This is a genomic window from Shewanella olleyana, from assembly GCF_023283825.1.
Classification (GTDB): Bacteria; Pseudomonadota; Gammaproteobacteria; order Enterobacterales; family Shewanellaceae; genus Shewanella; species Shewanella olleyana.
Window position 1 is genome coordinate 1 of the sequence record NZ_JAKILD010000042.1, and the last position, 21,076, is coordinate 21,076.

General features: G+C 38.4%; 18 protein-coding genes. 7 read left to right on the plus strand and 11 right to left on the minus strand.

Annotation, left to right across the window (positions count from 1 at the left end):
* Positions 1–226 precede the first annotated feature (226 nt).
* A complete protein-coding gene (gene dsbB, locus L2735_RS18775; RefSeq protein WP_248986164.1) occupies positions 227–742 on the minus strand; it encodes a disulfide bond formation protein DsbB in 516 nt (171 codons plus the stop codon).
* Positions 743–825: 83 nt separating this feature from the next.
* Positions 826–2,412, minus strand: a complete 1,587-nt coding sequence (gene nhaB / locus L2735_RS18780; protein WP_248986165.1) for a sodium/proton antiporter NhaB — start codon at positions 2,410–2,412, stop codon at positions 826–828.
* Between the two features lie 451 nt (positions 2,413–2,863).
* On the opposite strand from nhaB, the gene fadR reads away from it, so the two are divergent.
* Positions 2,864–3,595 (plus strand): fatty acid metabolism transcriptional regulator FadR, encoded by a 732-nt coding sequence (gene fadR, locus L2735_RS18785; protein WP_248986166.1) that lies wholly within the window; start codon positions 2,864–2,866, stop codon positions 3,593–3,595.
* Between the two features lie 79 nt (positions 3,596–3,674).
* Here fadR and L2735_RS18790 read toward each other — a convergent pair whose 3' ends face one another.
* From L2735_RS18790 to sodB, 4 genes are all read right to left on the minus strand, one after another.
* Complete coding sequence (locus L2735_RS18790) at positions 3,675–5,237, minus strand: SpoVR family protein (RefSeq protein ID WP_248986167.1); 1,563 nt, start codon at positions 5,235–5,237, stop codon at positions 3,675–3,677.
* A 10-nt stretch (positions 5,238–5,247) separates the two neighbouring features.
* Complete coding sequence (locus L2735_RS18795) at positions 5,248–6,519, minus strand: YeaH/YhbH family protein (RefSeq protein WP_248986168.1); 1,272 nt, start codon at positions 6,517–6,519, stop codon at positions 5,248–5,250.
* Positions 6,520–6,584: 65 nt separating this feature from the next.
* Positions 6,585–8,519, minus strand: a complete 1,935-nt coding sequence (locus tag L2735_RS18800; RefSeq protein WP_248986169.1) for a PrkA family serine protein kinase — start codon at positions 8,517–8,519, stop codon at positions 6,585–6,587.
* 332 nt (positions 8,520–8,851) lie between these two features.
* Positions 8,852–9,436: a superoxide dismutase [Fe] gene (gene sodB, locus L2735_RS18805; protein ID WP_102526236.1), complete on the minus strand. Its 585-nt coding sequence runs from the start codon at positions 9,434–9,436 to the stop codon at positions 8,852–8,854.
* A gap of 237 nt (positions 9,437–9,673) precedes the next feature.
* On the opposite strand from sodB, the gene L2735_RS18810 reads away from it, so the two are divergent.
* Positions 9,674–10,015: a Grx4 family monothiol glutaredoxin gene (locus tag L2735_RS18810; protein WP_102526235.1), complete on the plus strand. Its 342-nt coding sequence runs from the start codon at positions 9,674–9,676 to the stop codon at positions 10,013–10,015.
* A gap of 262 nt (positions 10,016–10,277) precedes the next feature.
* On the opposite strand, the gene L2735_RS18815 is transcribed toward L2735_RS18810, so the two are convergent.
* The gene (locus tag L2735_RS18815; protein WP_248986170.1) at positions 10,278–11,510 is read right to left on the minus strand and encodes a uracil-xanthine permease family protein; all 1,233 of its coding nucleotides are present in this window, start codon (positions 11,508–11,510) and stop codon (positions 10,278–10,280) included.
* Positions 11,511–11,715: 205 nt separating this feature from the next.
* Between L2735_RS18815 and L2735_RS18820 the strand changes: the two genes are divergently transcribed.
* Both L2735_RS18820 and hda read left to right on the plus strand, forming a co-directional pair.
* Entirely contained in the window at positions 11,716–12,810 is a 1,095-nt protein-coding gene (locus tag L2735_RS18820) for a DUF2066 domain-containing protein (protein WP_248986171.1), read from the plus strand.
* A gap of 177 nt (positions 12,811–12,987) precedes the next feature.
* Positions 12,988–13,698: a DnaA inactivator Hda gene (hda, locus tag L2735_RS18825; protein WP_248986172.1), complete on the plus strand. Its 711-nt coding sequence runs from the start codon at positions 12,988–12,990 to the stop codon at positions 13,696–13,698.
* 115 nt (positions 13,699–13,813) lie between these two features.
* Here the strand turns inward: hda and L2735_RS18830 are convergent, their stop codons facing one another.
* The 4 genes from L2735_RS18830 to bepA all read right to left on the minus strand — a co-directional run bounded on the left by L2735_RS18830 (position 13,814) and on the right by bepA (position 18,316).
* The gene (locus L2735_RS18830) at positions 13,814–15,826 is read right to left on the minus strand and encodes a hypothetical protein (RefSeq protein ID WP_248986173.1); all 2,013 of its coding nucleotides are present in this window, start codon (positions 15,824–15,826) and stop codon (positions 13,814–13,816) included.
* Positions 15,827–16,007: 181 nt separating this feature from the next.
* The gene (locus tag L2735_RS18835; RefSeq protein ID WP_248986174.1) at positions 16,008–16,385 is read right to left on the minus strand and encodes a DUF2069 domain-containing protein; all 378 of its coding nucleotides are present in this window, start codon (positions 16,383–16,385) and stop codon (positions 16,008–16,010) included.
* A gap of 8 nt (positions 16,386–16,393) precedes the next feature.
* Positions 16,394–16,744: an arsenate reductase (glutaredoxin) gene (gene arsC / locus L2735_RS18840; protein WP_248986175.1), complete on the minus strand. Its 351-nt coding sequence runs from the start codon at positions 16,742–16,744 to the stop codon at positions 16,394–16,396.
* 102 nt (positions 16,745–16,846) lie between these two features.
* Complete coding sequence (gene bepA, locus L2735_RS18845) at positions 16,847–18,316, minus strand: beta-barrel assembly-enhancing protease (RefSeq protein ID WP_487250620.1); 1,470 nt, start codon at positions 18,314–18,316, stop codon at positions 16,847–16,849.
* Positions 18,317–18,444: 128 nt separating this feature from the next.
* On the opposite strand from bepA, the gene L2735_RS18850 reads away from it, so the two are divergent.
* The 3 genes from L2735_RS18850 to L2735_RS18860 all read left to right on the plus strand — a co-directional run bounded on the left by L2735_RS18850 (position 18,445) and on the right by L2735_RS18860 (position 20,898).
* Positions 18,445–18,672, plus strand: coding sequence for a sulfurtransferase TusA family protein (locus L2735_RS18850; RefSeq protein ID WP_248986176.1), 228 nt, complete (start codon positions 18,445–18,447; stop codon positions 18,670–18,672).
* Between the two features lie 74 nt (positions 18,673–18,746).
* On the plus strand, positions 18,747–19,826 hold the full coding sequence (locus tag L2735_RS18855; protein WP_248986177.1) for an AI-2E family transporter: 1,080 nt from the start codon (positions 18,747–18,749) through the stop codon (positions 19,824–19,826).
* Between the two features lie 46 nt (positions 19,827–19,872).
* Positions 19,873–20,898, plus strand: coding sequence for a glycerophosphodiester phosphodiesterase (locus L2735_RS18860; protein ID WP_248986178.1), 1,026 nt, complete (start codon positions 19,873–19,875; stop codon positions 20,896–20,898).
* Positions 20,899–21,076: the final 178 nt, after the last annotated feature.

Genomic DNA, 21,076 nt, shown 5'->3' on the forward strand with positions numbered 1-21,076 from the left:
ATTGTTGTGGACTAGGCTCTCGAAGCATGATGATAAACTTGGTTATTATCTGTACTTCTATTAGATCAAAGCCCTAGACGAATGTCTAGGGCTTTGTCAGCAGTCTGAAAGCACTCTATAAAGAGTGCTTTTTTAGTTTACCCACTTTCGATTTATCACTGTCGTTTAATAATTTGAGTTTAAGTACTCATTGATTGACAGCAAATAGTGCTACATCAATTAGCAGTTATTTTGATTTAAGCGGTTTTAATGCCGGAATGACCATAACCGCTAAAACGATTAAGTAAATAACAAAAGTGACTACCATCCATTGCGCCATGCTGACAGATAGGAATGTCCAAGGATCATCACTACACATACCTGTTGGTGAGAAAATTGCGGGTAACCATTCATCTAAAGGCATCCATGAAGGAAACTGAGGGAAAAACGAACAGGTTGAAAATGGGGAAGGGTCAACTTGTAGTTTATTTAACTCTAGTGAAAGCTTTAGCCCCCATACTGCGCTTATACCCCAGCCAACGAGTCCCAGAATTCTGGTGAGCCAAAATTTTGGTGCTATAGCGCCAATGATGCCCGCAATTATTAGCCCTAATACTGCTACGCGCACATAAATACACATTACACATGGTTCTAATTCCATGACGTATTGAAAGAAAAGAGCGGCGGCTTCAAGTCCAATTGCGGAAAGTAATAGCACAATCCATGCTGTTCGAGAGCGGCTAAATATCTGTAATCCAGTCAAATCAATCTCCTGTCGATTTATGACGATAAAAAAACACCCTCGAATGAGGGTGTTTTCAAAACAAACGTTAAATCAAAACAGTATTAATGTCCAACACCGCCGCCAATAACATCTTTGGCTGAGTGGTGAAGAATGATGTGATTATCATAGAAATATTGAGTTGATTCAGTTAAGAATCCAGATTCAATCATCACGATACCAACGATAGAGAGTACGATGGTATAAGGTAGTGCCATCCAAACCATACGGCCATATGACAATCTAACTAATGGCGCTAATGCTGATGTTAGCAAGAATAAGAACGCTGCTTGACCATTTGGTGTCGCCACAGAAGGTAGGTTAGTACCTGTGTTAATGGCTACAGCAAGAAGATCAAATTGGTCTCGAGTGATCTGGCCGCTGATTAATGCTGCTTTGACTTCATTAATGTAAACCGTACCAACAAAAACGTTGTCACTAACCATAGAAAGCAGGCCATTGGCAATATAGAAGACAACAAGTTGCGCATTGCCTTCAAAGCTTAGCGCCCATTGAATAACCGGTGCAAACAAGTGCTGATCGATAATCACACCAACAACAGCAAAGAAAACCGCCAATAATGCAGTGAATGGTAGCGCTTCTTCGAAGGCTTTCCCTAATGCATGTTCATCAGTTACACCATTAAATGCAGTGGTTAAGATGATAACTGACAGGCCAATTAAACCAACTGAGGCTAAATGGAAGGCAAGGCCAACCACTAACCATACGCCGACTAACGCTTGAACTAAGAGTTTTACTTTATCGGCTTTAGTACGATTTTGATCTTCGTATTCAGAGTAGTCACTCAAAATTTTATGCACAGCGTCTGGAAGCTCAGCGCCATAGCTAAACAATTTAAATTTTTCAACCAACAAACAGGTAGAGATACCGGCAACAAAAACAGGAATGGTCACAGGAGACATACGAATAAAGAATTCACTGAACTGCCAATGCGCTTGGGCTGCAATGATCAAGTTTTGTGGCTCACCTACCATAGTACAAACACCACCAAGTGCAGTACCTACACCAGCATGCATAAGTAAGTTACGTAAAAAACCGCGGAAAGCTTCTAACTCGTCATCATTGAGCTGTTCGCGCTCTTCAGAGGTATGGTCATGATCGCAACTGAAGTCTTTACCTGAAGCCACTTTGTGGTAAATAGAATAAAAACCTATGGCCACAGCAATAATGACTGCAATAACGGTTAATGCATCAAGAAAAGCCGACAATAAAGCGGAAGATACACAAAACAATAATGAAACAATGACTTTAGAGCGTACTTTTGTGATCATTTTTGTGAAAACAAATAGCAGTAACTGCTTCATAAAGTAAATGCCTGCTACCATAAAGATTAACAGTAACAGTACTTCTAAGTTTGCCTCTATCTCATGCAATACTTGGGTGGGTGAAGTCATGCCAATAAAGACAGCTTGAATGGCAAGCAGACCACCTGGTTGAAGGGGGTAACACTTAAGCGCCATAGCAAGGGTAAAAATAAATTCTAAGACAAGTACCCATCCGGCTACGAATGGGCTGACAAAGAAGAATAATAATGGGTTTATTACAAGGAACGATAATATTGCATATTTGTACCATCTTGGAGAATTACCCAAGAAGTTACTAAAAAATGCAGCACCAGTGGTTGACGGCATAGTAGCCTCTCCAGTTGTGAATTTACAATAGTGAACGTTGGAGGAAGGAATTTTGCGGACAAATCTTAGCTGAAAAAATTGATTGAATGATCACTGTTGCAAAACCGTACATAAACTATTTTTGTTTATTGAGTAACGACTTAGCGTTGTTTATCGTCATTAATTTTATTAATTCTTAGCGCTTATTATTTGAATTACTCAAAATTCGTTAGCTGTGCCACTAACTTACATCCATAATTTGCGCGGTATTTTAGCGCAAACTGAATCGCATTGTAATGCGAATAAATTTTTTCAACGACAAAAAACTAACGAATATAACTACAACCTCACATTCTTTGCTTGCGCTGTTCAAAAAATGCTCGCTAAGTCATCCAATTCAGCGGTTTACCCACTGTCAATGGTGTGTAATTGCATTAGCTCTGGTATGATCAGTTCATTGGGTAACCACGGGATGTTCAAGTTGACAATTATCAATGCAAAAGGTCCTGCAAGTTTTGCAGAGAAGTATATCGTTCGTTCGATATGGGAAAACAAGTTTCCACCAGGTTCAATATTGCCTGCAGAACGTGAGCTTTCAGAATTAATTGGTGTTACAAGAACCACGTTACGTGAAGTGTTACAGCGTTTAGCTCGTGATGGTTGGTTGAAAATTCAACACGGTAAACCAACTCAAGTTAATAATTTTTGGGAAACATCAGGACTTAATATTCTTGAAACCATTGCTGATTTAAATCCAGATGGCTTTCCGTTACTTGTCGATCAGCTGTTATCTGCAAGAGCAAATGTGAGTACGATTTATTTCCGCGGTGCGGTGAAAAATAACCCTGATAAAGCACAAGAAGTGTTAGCAAAAATATACCAACTAGAAGACAGTGCTGAAGCTTACGCTGACTATGATTATGAATTGCATCATGCATTAGCATTTTCTTCTGGTAATCCACTTTATGTACTCATTTTAAATGGGTTTAAAGGTTTGTATAGCCGAGTGGGTCGCTATTACTTTTCAAGCCAAGAAGCTCGCACTATTGCTTTAGATTTTTACAAAGCATTAGAGAAGCTGGCTATTGATGGTAAATACACAGAAGTTAATGCATTGATGAAAGCTAATGGCATTAATAGTGGCATTATGTGGCAAAAGCTTCGTGATGACATGCCAGCAGAAATAGCAAACAACGATAAATAACAAACGCTAATTTCAAAGCAAAAAAACCAACCTCTGAGGTTGGTTTTTTTATGCTTTTTAAAATAGTTAATACAAACAGTTATAGAGTTGTCATCTTGCTATCTTCGCTTGGTGGTGGGCATTGGGATAACTTTATGATCTTGCCGCTCGCATCAACTTGCTCTAATGAAATATCAAAGCCCCATAGTCTGTGTAAATGTTTTAACACTTCTTCATTGCTACCACCTAGCGGTATCCGTTTATTAGGGACGTAGCGTAAAGTCAATGAACGGTCACCATTAATATCGACTCGTTGCACCTGTATATTAGGCTCTATATTTGATAGGTTATATTGCTGCGATAATTTTTCACGTATTAAATGATAGCCGCGGTCATCATGAATTGCAGATACAGATAATTTATTGCAGCTATCATCATCAAGAATACTGAATAACTTAAAATCTCGAATGATTTTAGGTGACAAATATTGGCTTATAAAGCTTTCATCTTTAAAATTTTCCATAGCAAAGGTCACAGTGGTTAACCAATCACTGCCTGCTATGTCTGGAAACCATTTTTTATCCTCTTCAGTTGGGTTCTCGCAAATACGTCTGATATCAACAAACATATTAAAACCGAGCGCATAAGGGTTAATACCACTGTAATAAGGGCTGTTATAAGCCGGTTGTGCAACAACGCCAGTATGACTTTGTAAGAACTCCAGCATAAACCTATCTGTCACAGTGCCTTCGTCAAACATATGGTTCAATATGGTGTAATGCCAAAAAGTGGCCCAGCCTTCATTCATAACTTGTGTTTGCTTTTGAGGATAAAAATATTGCGCCATTTTGCGAACAATACGCACAATTTCACGTTGCCATGGCTCAAGTAAAGGTGCGTTTTTTTCAATGAAATACAATATGTTTTCTTGTGGTTCATTTGGAAAGTTAACTTGTTGATTGTGCTTTTGTTCATCACGGTTTTTAGGGACTGTACGCCATAAATCATTAACCTGACTTTGCAAATAACTCTCACGATCTTTCTGACGCATTTTTTCTTCTTTAAATGACACTTCTGCAGGGCGTTTATATCTATCAACACCATAATTCATTAACGCGTGGCAAGAATCAAGAGTCAGTTCAACTTGCTCGACGCCAAACTTTAATTCACATTCATGAATATAGTTTTTGGCAAACACCAGATAATCGATAATTGAGCTCGCATCAGTCCAGGTTTTAAACAGGTAATTATTTTTAAAAAAACTATTATGGCCAAAACTTGCGTGTGCCATCACGAGGGCTTGCATAGTGATGGTGTTTTCTTCCATTAAATACGCAATACATGGGTCGGAATTAATCACGATTTCATAGGCTAAACCCATTTGGCCGCGGCGATAACCTTGCTCTGTTTCGATAAAGCGTTTACCAAAAGACCAATGGGTATAACCTATTGGCATCCCAATACCGGCGTAGGCATCCATCATTTGTTCAGCTGTAATAACCTCAATTTGGTTGGGGTAGCTATCAAGCTTGTAAAAAGCGGCAACTTTTTCAATTTCTTCCATATAGGTTTCAAGTAATGAAAAGCTCCAATCAGGCCCATCATCTAAAGGTTGTTTTTTTACACTGTCAGCTTCGGTGAAATGATTATTCGTTGTTGTCATTGTGTTCTCCTTAGCTTGGCTGCTTTTTAAATAATTCACGGAACACGGGGTAGATATCATTAACTTCTTTAATATGCTGAACAGCGATATTGCCGAACTGCTCTTGTAACGCTTCGTATTCACGCCAAAGGGTTTGGTGAGCACGGCGAGTAATTTCTATGTAACTAAAGTAACGTGAAACGGGCAGTATTTTTTCTGCTAATAACTGCCTACAAGCAGGGGAATCGTCCGCCCAATTATCACCATCAGAAGCTTGTGCTGCATAAATATTCCATTCATCTGCAGGATAACGTTCTTGCTGGATTTCATGCATTAAATTCAATGCACTAGATACGATAGTACCGCCAGTTTCTTGCGAGTAAAAAAACTCATGTTCGTCGACTTCTTTAGCCTGTGTATGATGGCGGATATAAACGACTTCTAGATTTTTATAAGTTTGAGTTAAAAACAAATACAAAAGAATATAGAAGCGTTTCGCCATATCTTTGGTCGCTTGATCCATTGATCCTGACACATCCATTAAGCAAAACATCACGGCTTGGCTTGAAGGCTTTTCACGCTTAGCAAAATTATTAAAACGTAAATCGAAACTGTCGATAAAAGGCACGCTATCAATTTTTTTCTGTAAGTCCTCTATTTGTTGCTTTAAATCCATGATGATTTCAGCTTGGGTACCAGGGGTATTTTCAAGCTCATTTAATTTAGATTTAAGCTCTGCAAGTTGCTTCTTTTTTCCCGCTGTCATGGCGATACGGCGGGCGTGAGACGATCGAAGTGAGCGAACAATATTAATATTGGCTGGTACACCTACATTGGTAAAACCTGCACGATAGGTTTCAAACTCAACCATTTGTTTAGCGTTAGTTTGCTGAAGATCGGGAAGGGCTAAGTCTTCAAATAACAATTCTAAATATTCGTCATTTGAAATTTCAAATAAAAACTCATCTTTACCTTCACCAGTGTTAGAAGCTTCTCCTTCACCACTTCCTTCTCCAGCCCCACCACCTTTAGGTCGCTCTATCTGATCGCCTTGGTTAAATTGGTCATTGCCTGGATGAACACGCTCGCGAATACCACCTTGGCCTTGATGGAAAATCGGCTCGCTTATGTCGCGTGTAGGAATACTGATTTTCTCGCCTTTATCTATATCAGTAACACTGCGACGAGTTACCGCTTCACTCACGGATTTCTTAATTTGTTTTTTATAACGTTCGATAAAACGTTGTCGATTAACGGTACTTTTGCCCTTAGCATTGAGGCGTCTATCTATAAAATTTGCCATACACAACTCCTAATGAACTTTGACCTTAAACAGTTCAAGCTGAATAAGGTCAAAGTGAGCAAGACTTATGACGATTTACGAACCCTCAAATACCACTCTGAAAGTAACCTAACTTGCTTTTGTGTATATCCTTTTTCCATCATTCGATTGATAAAATCATCATGCTTACGCTGATCGTCAGCAGAAGTCTTAGCATTGAAAGAAATAACTGGCAGTAAGTCCTCGGTGTTGGAGAACATTTTTTTCTCAATCACGACTCTGAGCTTTTCGTAACTGGTCCACAGAGGGTTATTGCCTTCGTTATTGGCGCGAGCACGTAATACAAAGTTGACTATCTCATTGCGGAAATCTTTTGGATTACTAATACCCGCTGGTTTTTCAATTTTCTCTAGTTCTGCATTTAGAGCCGCTCTATCAAATAACTGACCAGTTTCTGGGTCACGAAACTCTTGATCTTGGATCCAGAAGTCGGCATAAGTGACGTATCTATCAAAGATGTTTTGGCCGTATTCTGAGTAAGACTCAAGGTAGGCCGTTTGGATTTCTTTACCGATAAACTCAACGTACTTAGGAATTAGGTAACCTTTTAAGAACTCTAAGTAACGCTCACTGATTTCATTGGGGAACTGTTCTTGTTCGATTTGTTTCTCTAACACATAAAATAAATGCACTGGGTTTGCTGCTATCTCAGTGTCATCGAAATTAAATACCCGAGATAAAATCTTAAAAGCAAAACGAGTGGATAAGCCGTTCATCCCTTCATCGACACCCGCATAATCACGGTACTCTTGGAATGATTTTGCTTTAGGATCGGTATCTTTTAATGTTTCACCGTTATAAACACGCATTTTTGAGAAAATTGACGAGTTTTCAGGCACTTTAAGGCGAGATAAAATACTAAATTGTGCCAGTGTTTCTAAAGTGCCAGGAGCACAGGGAGCAGTCGAAAGCTCCGAGTTACTTAATAGTTTTTGGTAAATCTCAATTTCTTCAGATACACGTAAACAGTAAGGCACTTTAACGATATAAACACGGTCTAAAAATGCTTCGTTGTTTTTATTATTTCTGAATGTTGTCCACTCTGATTCGTTAGAGTGAGCCAGGATCATGCCATTATAAGGTAGGGCAGATAGTCCTTCTGTACCGTTATAATTTCCTTCTTGTGTAGCTGTTAATAATGGATGCAGCACTTTAATTGGTGCTTTAAACATTTCCACAAACTCCATCACACCTTGGTTAGCACGACATAAAGCGCCTGAATAGGCATAAGCGTCGGCATCATCTTGCGAGAAATGCTCTAACTGACGAATATCGACTTTACCCACAAGTGCTGAAATATCTTGGTTGTTTTCATCACCGGGCTCGGTTTTAGCAATGGCAGTTTGATCGAGAATAGAAGGGTAGACTTTAACGACTTTGAATTTAGTAATGTCGCCACCAAATTCATGTAACCGTTTTACTGCCCATGGTGACATAATCGTTTTGATGTAACGAGTTGGAATATTATATTCGTTTTTTAATAGCTCGCCGTCTTCTTCTGAGTCAAATAAACACAGCGGGCTGTCATTGACTGGGCTACGTACACCGTTAGCCGTTAAAATAAAAATGGGTACTTTTTGCATTAACGATTTGAGTTTTTCAGCAAGAGAAGATTTACCGCCACCCACTGGGCCAAGTAAATACAAAATCTGCTTTGATTCCTCTAACCCTTGAGCCGAATGTTTAAGGTAAGACACAATTTGTTCAATTGACTCTTCCATACCGTAAAAGTCTTTAAAACTAGGATAATAAGTGATGAGTCGATTAGAAAATATTCGACTAAGCACCGGATCTTTTGACGTATCGATAGTTTCTGATTCACCAATGGCCATTAGCATTCTTTCTGCTGCAGACACATACGCACTTTTATCTTCTTTACAGATTTCGAGAAATTGCTGCAGTGAATACTCTTCATCTAGCTTTTGTTCATAACGTTGTTGGTAATGTTCGAATATGCCCATAAGAAACCCCTTGAAACTTAGCCGAAAGAAAGTGATTGATAGCGCATTTTTAGTTGGTAAAGTTGAAAATATTTTCGGTTATTTTTTATCTTTAAAAACTGCTTGCTAAATTAAGTCTAGGTCAGAGGTTGGAGTTTTGCGAGGAGGGGGTTATAAAAACTTCAATAAAAACAAAGATAAACAGTTGCAATTGCAACTGTTGCAAAAATTAACCATTAAATTTGGGGTAAATATGAATAGCGAAAAATGAGCTTATCTATCTCATTTTGAGTAATAAAAAAGGAGCCTTTAGGCTCCTTTTATCTCATCTCTTTTGTACCTAAATAGGTAGATTAACCAGCGAAGTTCGCGTTAACGAAATCCCAGTTAACCAATTCCCAAAACGCTGCCATATAGTTAGGACGAACGTTACGGTAATCGATGTAATAAGCATGCTCCCATACATCAACAGTCAGTAGTGAAGTAACAGACTCATCAGTTAGCGGCGTTGCAGCATTACTAGTGTTAACGATTGAAACTGAACCGTCAGCATTTTTTACTAACCAAGTCCATGCACTACCGAAGTTGTTTACTGCAGAGTCAGTGAATTTAGCTTTAAATTCTTCGAAAGATCCGAATGCAGCATTAATTGCATCTGCAATCGCACCAGTTGGAGCACCGCCAGCGTTAGGTGCTAGACAGTTCCAGTAAAAAGTGTGGTTCCAGATTTGAGCAGCGTTATTGAACATGCCACCAGTAGAAGTTTTAACAACTTCTTCTAATGTTTTGTTAGCAAATTCAGTACCTTCAACAAGACCATTAAGCTTAACAACATAAGTGTTGTGATGCTTACCGTAGTGATATTCAATAGTCTCTTCAGAAATGTGTGGTGCAAGTGCGTTCTTAGCATATGGTAATGCTGGTAATTCGAAAGCCATTATTATCTCTCCATGGACATAGGTTATCGTTTTTTTATGAGTACCACTTAGGCATCATTGCTCTGCCGACATTGTACTTAAAATTTTTGTGATGTGAATCATTGTTTGATGATTAATGTCGATAGACGCAATCTAAAAAAGTTATTTTTATTATAACCCTACAAACTGTGGGATTTTGTTCTTGGCTTAGCTCGCGTACAATGGCTAAAGATTATTAAGTTGCACTTAGGAATTACAATGGAAACAGTAGACAAGATTAAACAGCAAATCAGTGAAAACCCAATCATCGTATACATGAAAGGGTCACCAAAGTTACCAAGCTGTGGTTTTTCATCTCAAGTCGCTCAAGTTATGATTAACTGTGGTGAGCAGTTTGCATTCGTTGATATTTTACAGCACCCAGATATTCGTGCTGAATTACCAAAATTTGCTAACTGGCCTACATTCCCACAATTATGGGTAGAAGGTGAGTTGATTGGTGGTTGTGACATCATCACCGAAATGTACCAAAAAGGCGAATTACAGCCAATTATCAAAGAAACTGCTGATAAGTTTCGCACAGAAGAAGACGCTGAATAATATTCAATAGACCTATTTTGTAGGTTGAGTTAGCTTCATACAATAAAGCCCTAATCTGGATTCAGTTAGGGCTTTTTTATATGGGTAAATATTTAATACCAACCAGCATAAGAATATGATCATTCTTACTGGTTAAAATCGCTTATAACTTCGTTAGCTTTTGTAGGTAGAGCAACTAGCTAGCTGCAAATCCTGCCTTGTTCTAAGCGATTTCTCCAACGCAATATCTGATCACTTATTTATCCCGATTGGCATAAGGTTTTTAACTTTCTACTTTTTCTGATTCAGGGGTTTTAGGTAAAATTAGATTCATTACAATTGCCACTAAACCACACAAACTAATACCCGTTAAGCTGAACTCTCCAATACCAAAAGCCATTCCACCAATACCAAATACTAATGTCACGCCAACAATACTTAAGTTTCGTGGTTCATTTAAATCAACTTGATTGCGAATTAATGCGTTTAGACCAACAGCAGCAATAGAACCAAACAATAGGCACATAATACCGCCCATTACTGGTAAAGGAATGGTTTGCATTAATGCGCCGAGTTTACCGATGAAAGCTAAAATGATGGCTGTTATTGCTGTCCAAGTCATGATCCGCGGATCAAAACTTTTTGTAAGAGTTACTGCCCCTGTGACTTCTGAATAAGTGGTATTTGGTGGACCACCAAAAGCTGATGCTGCCATAGTTGCGATACCGTCACCTGTTAAGGTGCGATGCAAACCAGGTTTTTTCATATAATCTTTACCCGTCACATTAGAAATTGCTAGCAAATCTCCGATGTGCTCAACAGCTGGAGCAATAGCGACTGGGATCATAAACAAAATAGCTTGCCAGTGAAATTCTGGTGCGACAAAGCCTGGCACTGCCAGCCAAGGAGCTTGCTGAACTGGACTAAAATCAACAATACCAAATGCCATACTTAAACCATAGCCGACTAAAATCCCCGCTAAAATAGGCATTACTTTTAAAATACCTTTAGCGAAAACCGCAATGGCTACAGTGGTTGAAAGGGACATGATAGCGATAAATAGGGCTATGTTTTGATCGACTAAAACAGTACTTCCATCACCTGTTTTACCTAACGCCATATTAACCGCCATAGGTGCAAGCCCAAGTCCAATGATGATAATCACCGGACCGACAACCACAGGTGGTAACAGTTTATGAATAAACCCACTGCCTTTAATTTTAACTAAGGCTCCCAATATGACATACACAAAACCAGCAACCATTAAACCGCCCATGGTCGCAGGTATCCCCCATGTTTGTACGCCATACATAATAGGCGCGATAAACGCAAAGGATGAAGCGAGGAAAATGGGCACTTGTCTTTTGGTGATCAATTGAAATAACAGGGTACCTATACCTGCAGTGAATAATGCCACACTGGTATCTAGACCACTTAACAGTGGCATCAATACTAAAGCGCCAAATGCGACAAATAGCATTTGAGCACCTTGCAGTGGGATGAATAAACGATTCATATGTTGATAGCTTCCATTGAGGTATAAATTAAGCTGTAAGATAGGTCAATATTGATTAAATGTCTGTAATATAAATCAAGTTTATGAGCGGTTTAGTGGGTGAGATGAACTTAAACACTTCATATATCGGTAAGGGAATGTAATTTTAGAAGCAAAATTAATATGCTACACTTCGAGCACTTTCATCTATTGCTGTTATTTTCCTATGCAAAAAATATTTTTACAAATTATTGTTATTAGTACGCTATTTGGTATTTATAGTCCTAACACGATTTCTGCTGAAATTGGTCTTTTAGATGAGGCTGATGTTGTTGTATCTTCAAGGGCAAGAGCGGAGCGACAAGCTGCGTTAAAAACGGCATTGTCTTCAGTATTTGTAAAAAATTCAGGCTTACCTTCTGTATTAGAACATCCGCTAGTTAGAGCACAAATCAATAAACCTGAAGTCTTGTTAACCCAATACGGTTATAGCGAAATAGATGATGAACTGACATTAAAAGCAAACTTTGATCATAAACGCATTATATCTACGCTTCGCCAAGCAGATCTCCCCGTTTGGGGGCGTCAACGCCCGTTAACCTTGTTATGGTTGTCAATTGAAGATGAAGGTGAGCGCAGTATTTTATCAGATGCATCTGAGCTCGATACTCGCGCTCAGATTGATTTAGATTCAAGCAATAAAGGGATTCCCGTTATTTTGCCTGTAATGGACTTGGATGACGTGATGAAAATCAGCGTATCTGATGTTCGAGGTATATTTACCGATGTAGTTGCTGATGCATCGACGAGATATCGTGCCGATTACTTTGCTGTTGCTGATTTGGATAAAGTGGGTGGCTTTGTGCGTTTTCAAGTGTCTTTATTTGATAAAGAGAGCGAAGGCGGCATCATGCAACCATTAATCCATCACCAAGCAGAAGTATTAGATTACCAAGAGGCTACGGATCAAATTCTTAGCACTTTAGCTGAATACTTTGTTAGTCAGTATGCTTTTGCTGATAGTGGAAATAGCGCCGAAACATTGCTGTCTTTAACTGGCGTTCAAAGCATGGCTCAGTTAGTTGAAATTGAGTCTTATTTAAATCAGCTTAGTGCAATTAAAACGGTGAGTTTGAGTCAATTTAAAGCGAATACTGTCACTTATAAACTTGAACTATTTGGTGATGCAGAAGATTTGCAGAAACTATTGAACATTAATAAGCGTCTCACCGAAATCCCTCAATTAGATGTCAATGATGAATTAGCTGACATGGAATTTGTCTCTGAACCAGTCACCACTCTTTTTTATCAGTGGCATTAACATTAATGCTATTTTTTGAGCAAATGCTTTTACACTTAATGGCTTTTACTCAATAGAGACGTGATAACGGTCTAACTGTTCGTTGTTGAACAAGCTAGACCGCTTAATCAGCAACAGACTTTAAAACGATTGTGTTATACTTGCAGTCGCTTGTTTACATTATTAGAGAATTTTTGAGTGACCCAAAACTCACCAAAACAATTATCGTTACCCGTATACTTACCTGACGATGAAACCTTTCAAAGTTATTACCCTGCTGTGGGTAATGATGAGTTAATTCAAAAGCTTCAAGCTACTGCAGAAGGAAGTTTGTCGTCCAGCTTATATTTATTTGGCCCAGTTAAGTCAGGCCGAACTCATCTAATGCATGCGGCTTGTGCTCATGCAAACGATCTTGATAGACGCACTTTATATATTCCACTTGGGATCCATGCCAGTATTTCTCCTGCACTTTTTGAAGGTGTTGAGTCTCTCCATTTAATATGTATTGATGATATTGACGCTATTGCTGGTCATCCTATTTGGGAAGAAGCGTTATTTCATTTGTATAATCGCGTTGCTGAACAAGATGATTGCCAATTAATTGTTAGCGGCAGTTCGTCGCCAACAGAAGCAGGCTTTGCATTACCCGATTTAATTTCTCGTATGCAGTGGGGCTTAATATATCAGCTGCAGCCAATGGCTGATGAAGAGAAGTTACTCGCGTTACAGCGACGTGCTGCAATGAGAGGTTTACAGCTTTCTGATGAAGTAGGGCGCTTCTTATTGACGCGGATGGCACGTGACTTACGTACTTTATTTGATGTTCTTGATAAGCTCGATAAAGCCTCTATGGTTCATCAGCGCAAGTTAACCATTCCTTTTATAAAAGAAATGTTAAGGCTTTAATCTAAATTAATTGCTGAATAAAAAAGCCACCAATATGGTGGCTTTTTAGATCTTGTCAAAACAGCTATTTTCCGCTATTCAGTTTAATTGGAGCGATTAATATTTACTAAATGCATTAACGTTTCGGTAAAGGCATCTCTTTGTGCTCTCTTCCTATTTGTAGTGGACGTTTCTCAACCTCAGTAGCAGTTGCACCTATACTACTCATTGTAGACTTTGATTGTGTATTGCTTGGACTAATGCCAATGTTTTCAAACCAATCTATGCCCACTGTCATATTAATGGGTTCAGGCAAGGCATTGAGTAATGTTTTGCCATCTACTTCAGGCATGATCTCATCAATGACAAATGCAGCTCTATCAAGTATTTCAGCAGAGCCGATTCGACCTCGCTGACCCCAGTCAACGATATACTCAGTGGTGTCAGTGACAGCCACATCTCTTTGTATTTTATATCGATGACTCATAAATGACTCTTCAAATAACATAGCTGAATCTTCTCGTGTAGAAGAATAGGCGTAATAGTCATTGGCATGATCAGTTAAGAAGAAGCTAGTGACATCGCCTGGCTGATAGGCTTTTTGAGTGGCGTTTGCCGTGCCTCCTAAAAAGCTGACCCCAGCTAAACCGAACATTTCGCTGCTTGTCAGTGGATCTACATTTTGTAATTGATCTGACACAAGGGAATTGTTGTCTGTACGACGATAAAAGTCATCAATTAATGTAGGGCCAACTAAAGTGTCATGTATAGAGCGTGGGAAAAAATCATTCGCGTGAGCGAGCTCATGGTAAAGCAAACTGGCTAAACTCGGGGTGATATCGGCTAATGTTCTGCTTTCTCTTCGAGTTCGATCATAACTTCTGTAGGCATAGTCATTATCTTTGACATATCGCCATGGCATTATAAATTGTAAATCATTACCAAAATCGCTTCGATAATCTGGCGCTTCGTTAATTGTGTCACGCTGCTCTGGTGTAAACCATAGATATTCTGGGTCTAAGTAGATAGCACCAGTTGCAACCCAATAAAAAGACGGTCTAATATCTGAGCTAATCACAACAGCGGTAACAGATTTAAGTAGCTTGATGAAATCGCTATTAGGATCTGCTTGAGTCAAAAAGGTTTCGAAGTTTTCGCCCATCCAATCGTGTGATACCACAACTCGGTCCATAACTGAGTTAATATTCTCAGAGTTTTCGATTTGACCGATTAAAGGTAAATCTGCAATATCACAAGTTTGATTGAGTTGGTTTGAATAGACACAATCTGAAGCATTATCTACATAAGTTGATGTTGGGTTATATGAATAGGTTCTTGCTACAGGTTGGTCAAAATAAGGAGATGAAATGGTGGATTCATTCGTCACCATAACAAACACTTCATCTGAAAAAGTTTCACCGGCAAACTGGCCAGTCGCTTTTAATTCAATAATACTGTCCGCGCTCACAGAAGGAGCTGTAAACAAAGGGCGTTCGGGATCTGTTAAATCAAGTTCTACAGCTTGATTTGAGAAGTAACACCACTCAATATCGTCAGCAACTTGATCGTTTATTCTCGCTATTCGAAGACTGACTCCGTTGCCTTGAACTACCTGATGATCGCTGTTGATGTTTAATTGATTTATTGATTCATTAGCTGTGATGCTGATATTTTCACTAAGGTTAGTTTGCGCGCCTGATACATTAACTGAAAAACCATATTCACCAGATTCTGGAATAACAAACGATAAAACGGGACTGTTTTGAGATACAAGAGAAATAGCAGGGCCTGATGTTTGCTGCCACTGATAAGTTAGTCCTGCTGAATTACTATTATTAAGGCTGGCAATAATTACTGCAGATTGTCCAGCAGAATAGGTTTGCTCAACATTAAAACTAAGTGCAGAAGAGGTATTGATTTGAGTAAGACCAGAGCTAGTATCACAAGTATTAATGGGTAATGAGTTATCTGGCGTACCTTGATCTGTACTGTCTGATGAATCACTTGAACCACCGCAGCCACTTAGCATTACTGAAGCAACCATCAAATGTAAAATGGCATACTTAGGGCCTTTAGATTGGTGCTTTTTTCGGAGCACCTTGTTCAAAATACATTTATCAAACATAGCGTTAGGGCTTAACGTCTTCATACACAATCTCCGTTGCTTATTACGACATTCAATCAAATGACTGACATTTCACTATAGCATGGGGTTTGTTGTACAAAAAGAGTGAATTAACTGGCAGGTAACAGCTAGGTAATATTTTGTTTACTTTGATTTTTAGAATAAAAAAGCGCCTAAAGGCGCTTTGTATCGAAAAGTTAGAAAATTAGTTTTGCTTAGATTTCTTCTTTAAACCTAGGCCTAACTCTCTACCACGCATACGAGCATAAAATGGAAACCCGACTAATAAAGCACTTATTAATACAGATTCAATCAAGGCAAAATAAAGTGCGTCTTCAGTGACATAAACTAAGGTCAAACCATGGAGTAAATATAAACATAAAATGAAGCTTGCCCATGCATAAGTGTAGGGTTTACCGGTTAATATCCCCTTTATTGGCAAGAGTAACGGTACTATCCATAATAAGCTAAACACCATAGAGTATTCGCCATTCATTCCTTGTTGTATAAACCATCCCGATAACAGCATCAACAATGCGACATAACCGGTACGACAAAGCTGAAATAAAGTATGTGTCGTCATCTTATTACTCACAGAATAGCTAAAACATTTTCAGGTGGACGGCCAATTGCGGCTTTTCCATTGGCTAGGGCTATAGGTCTTTCAATTAACTTTGGGGTGTCGACCATTGCTTGTACTAACTGAGCTTGTGTGAGTGCTTCATCGGATAGATTTTGCTCTTTGTATTCAGTTTCTTTGGTGCGCATTAACTGCCTAGGAGCAATCTCTAATAGCGCCAAAATTTGATTGATGTCTTCAGTGGTCGGTACACTTTTTAAGTATTCAACAATAGTGACATTGGCATTATTTTCTTCAAGTAAAGCGAGTGTTTGTCTGCTTTTAGAACAGCGAGGGTTGTGGTAAAGCGTTACATTGGTCATAGGATCACTTGTTATCTTTATATTGGCGACAGTTTATCAAACTTTGATTAGGTTGGTTAGCCACATCTATCGATGTGGCTGTGCTAGATTTGAGGTTGAAGTTTATTGTAATGCGTCTAAAGACCGTTTAGCTTGGCGGAATTGACGGATACGAGCTTCAATTCTGGCTATTTGTAATGTTTGGCCTTCTGAATGACGATAAGCGTAATTGAGCTGATCAATCGCACCGTCATAATTAGCTGAAAGCGCCATTGCTTCGGCATTACTATAGTATTCCAGTGCCTTATTCCCTAGCTTACGATAAGCTTGAGTCATTATTTGATACGGCAATACATTTTGCCTGTCCAAGAATATTAAGTCTTCCAGTAGTGGAATTGCATTTCGTGGTTGATCTGCTTCAACGTATATATTGGCTAAGTTAGCCGCAATGACTAACGATGTTGGTTTCAATCTATGGTGATGCTTTAGTAATTCTATCGCTGTTTCGTAATCATCACGCTGTGCTAATAAGTCTGTCTTAGTATCAATATAAAACAAGTTATTACGATCATTTTCGAGCAACTCATCAATGATTGCTTCTGACTCTTCAAACTTTTTGGTTCTAAATAAAGCTAAGGCTTTACCATAAAGCGCTGCACTTTTGAATGTGTAGGTTTTCTTATCCAATTGTTTATCAAACATTGAAATAGCAGCTTGATCGCTATAGCTTGAAAATCGAACCTGAATACGAGCTTTTGCTAACTGATAGTTCAGTTGATCTGGTATGTATCGGTGTGGATACTGAGCAGCTCGATTTCGCGCATCAGTAATACGTGACTCTGGCAATGGGTGAGTCAATAACATTTGCGGTGGCGTGGTAGTAAAACGATATCGAATAGCGAGTTTTTGGAAAAAGTTTGATGCACCATTTGGATCAAAGCCGGCATCAGCCAAAATTTGCATGCCGATTCTATCCGCTTCACGCTCATGTAAACGGGTAAAGTTAATTCTTGCTTGTGTAGATAATGCTTGGGTTGTTGCCAAGGCTGCCATACCAGCTTGCGGCGCTGCAATAGTTAACAAAATAGCACCCAGCATACCTACAATAGTTGCAGTAGAGCTTTTATCTTGTGCTTCAAGTGAACGCGCGAGATGTCGCTGAGTAACGTGAGTAATTTCATGTGCGAGAACTGATGCTAATTCACTTTCGGTATCAGCATGTAAGAATAGCCCTGTATGAACCCCAACATGTCCACCAAAGAAAGCAAATGCGTTGATTTCATCATTTCTTAATAGGAAAAAATAGAAGGGCGTTTTGACACCTGTAGCATGAGCCACTAATTTGTTACCAAGCTCAGATAGATATTGGTTTAAGACTGGGTCGCTGATCACTGGCGCAGAAGAACGTATGACGCGCATATAAGCATCACCGTAAACCATTTCTTTTTCGAGACTGAAGGTATTTACCGCAGCCGTACCAAGATCAGGAAGGTCATTATTCGCGAAGCTTTTAGCTATTCCAGCGGTTAGCAAAAGGCTCACAGCTGTAGTAACAACACCTTTAGAAAACTGAGAAAACGATAATTTGCGCAAATGAAACCTTTATTATAATTATTTCAATAGGGTGGAGAGCAAAGTTACCACAACACCTTAATGGTATCGCTTGTGGTTTTTTGTCCTAGCTAGGATAATAGCCATAGAATGTGTAAAGCAAGTTCATAATGAAATTTATTGATTTAACAGCTTATCAATGTCCTTACCCCTTGGTGCAAATTAAGCTAGCCTTAAAAAAAATGCAACCAGGTGAAATGTTGGCAATTAATATCTCTGACTCTGGTTCACGCCAAGATGTTCCGCTGTTTTTAAAAAAATTTGGCTACCATGTTGAAATAACTGATGACAGTGACAAATCAATGTCATTGAGCATCACAAAACTTAACAATATATAAGTATAATCCTAGTATTCAATTAAGGTAGACTTCGATTATAACAACTCAAACAGTGACTTCTTTTAGGTAACACAATGCTCTCATTTTTAAACGATTGGTATAAAGCCAGATTTAGTGATCCACAAGCGATTACATTACTGTTTATATTGCTTGGGATTGGTTTATTACTTTATTTTGCCGGTGGATTACTGGCACCATTATTGGTGGCGTTAGTGTTGGCATTTTTGTTGGAATGGCCTGTTGCGCAAATTGCTCGCTTTGGTATTAATCGAACTTTAGGGGCTTCTTTAATATTAGTGCTCTTTATCGGGTTGATGGTGTTAGTCGCATTTGGACTGGTCCCAAGCCTTTGGAGGCAGGGCATATCTTTAGCTACTGATTTACCGTTAATGATTGATACAGGGATGCAATCGCTGGTTTCTTTCAGCGAAAAATATCCTCAATACATTAGTGTCGAGCAAATTGATTCGATGGTGGTTGAGCTTAAAAAGCTCGTTGATACGCAACACCTATTAGATATAGGTAAACAGTTACTGGGTTATTCAGCATCATTACTTGTGTTGATGGTTTACGTCATTTTGGTACCGTTATTAGTGTTCTTCTTTTTAAAAGATAAAGATCAACTTATCAAAAGCAGCAAACGTTTTTTTCCTAATAATCGTGACCTTGCTAGAAATGTTTGGTTTGAAATGGATCAGCAAATCTTTAATTATATTCGCGGTAAAGTCATTGAAATCGTGATTGTCGGCACTGTTAGTTATATTTTCTTTGCTGTTATGGGTTTAAGATATTCAGCGCTATTAGGTGTATTAACCGGGCTTTCTGTTCTCATTCCTTATGTGGGAGCGACTTTAGTTACTCTGCCAATTGCACTGGTTGCCTTTGTACAGTGGGGCGTGAGCCCTGAGTTTGGTTATGTGATGATAGGTTACGGTGTCATTCAAGCATTAGATGGTAATGTACTCGTTCCTATATTATTCTCCGATGCGGTAGATTTACACCCTGTGTTAATTATCGCTGCAGTATTAGTGTTTGGTGGCCTATGGGGCGTTTGGGGCGTATTTTTTGCAATTCCATTAGCATCCCTTGTAAAAGCTGTGATTAACGCTTGGCCGGATAGTCGGCAAATTTCAATTGATAAAAAGAATAAATAGATCTGTATTTTGCATAGTTCACACTTCGATTAATATAGAGGTTAATATGAAAGCTTACATATTTTTTCCACTAATCTTATTATTCCTTTCTACAGCGCAAGCTAATACAGGGCATCGGCTAGGAGGGGATATCTATTTCCCTGAAAATACTCTTTATAGTTTTGAATTAGCAATTAAACATTTACAGAGTAATGAGAAGTTTCATTATGCTGAATTTGATGTTCAAGAGTCTAAAGATGGCTATGCAGTTGTTTTTCATGATATTAAGAATATTGCAAGAATTGTCCCCGATAATGAATATAATCGGACTGTTCTTAGTCGCTTTAATGCAGATAAGACATTTAAAAAGATAAAGATTTCAGATTTATTCATTGATGAAATAGTTAGATTAAAATTAAAAAATAACGCAAGAATCCCTGAGCTAGTAGATGTTTTAGAAGCAGCTGTTGATTTAGGGCTAAATAAACCCATTCTTGTCGAAATTAAGTCATTGAAAACGGATGAATGTAGGCAAAAAACAATAGATACAGTAGCCAGCTATAAAAATAAATTAAATATTAACTTTCTGGCTTTTAAAAGTTCATTTAACAAATCATTTCCAGATAAAACACGTTGGGGTGCTGAATTTAAAAAGCATGATCTAACGGTTTTTACTGCAAAAAAAGCAAAGAAACCAAAGAATAATTTAAGTAAATCAGTGCCAGCAGCATCTTTAAACTGGAAGTTTTCTACTTTGGTTAATGAAACTGTATTTATAAAAAATGAAACTACGAGAATTATCCAATTCCCTTTTGCTTTTGAAAATAGTAATGATAAAAGTTATGCACTAAATGTTGGTATAAAGCATGGCTTAGACGACTATGGTGATAAAGGGTTGTATGTAAATATATTAGATAAAAACGAAAATTTGTTGTACTCATTTTTCTCTAAAGAAAAAACTTGGAAGTGGAAAACACTGAATAATTTAAATAAAGATGAATATATTGTTTCCATTGAAGATAAGGATACAAGTTTTAGTAGCAAGTCCCCAGGTAACAAAGCTCAAATAAAAATTAACTTAGTAGAGATGTAATTATATTCTGAACAAAATATTTTGACAGCTATGGTTTTTAACTAAAAAGAGACTCAAATGAGTCTCTTCAGACTGCTGACAAAGCCCTCGACATTCGTCTAGGGCTTTGATCTAATAGAAGTACAGATAATAACCAAGTTTATCATCATGCTTCGAGAGCCTAGTCCACAACAATATG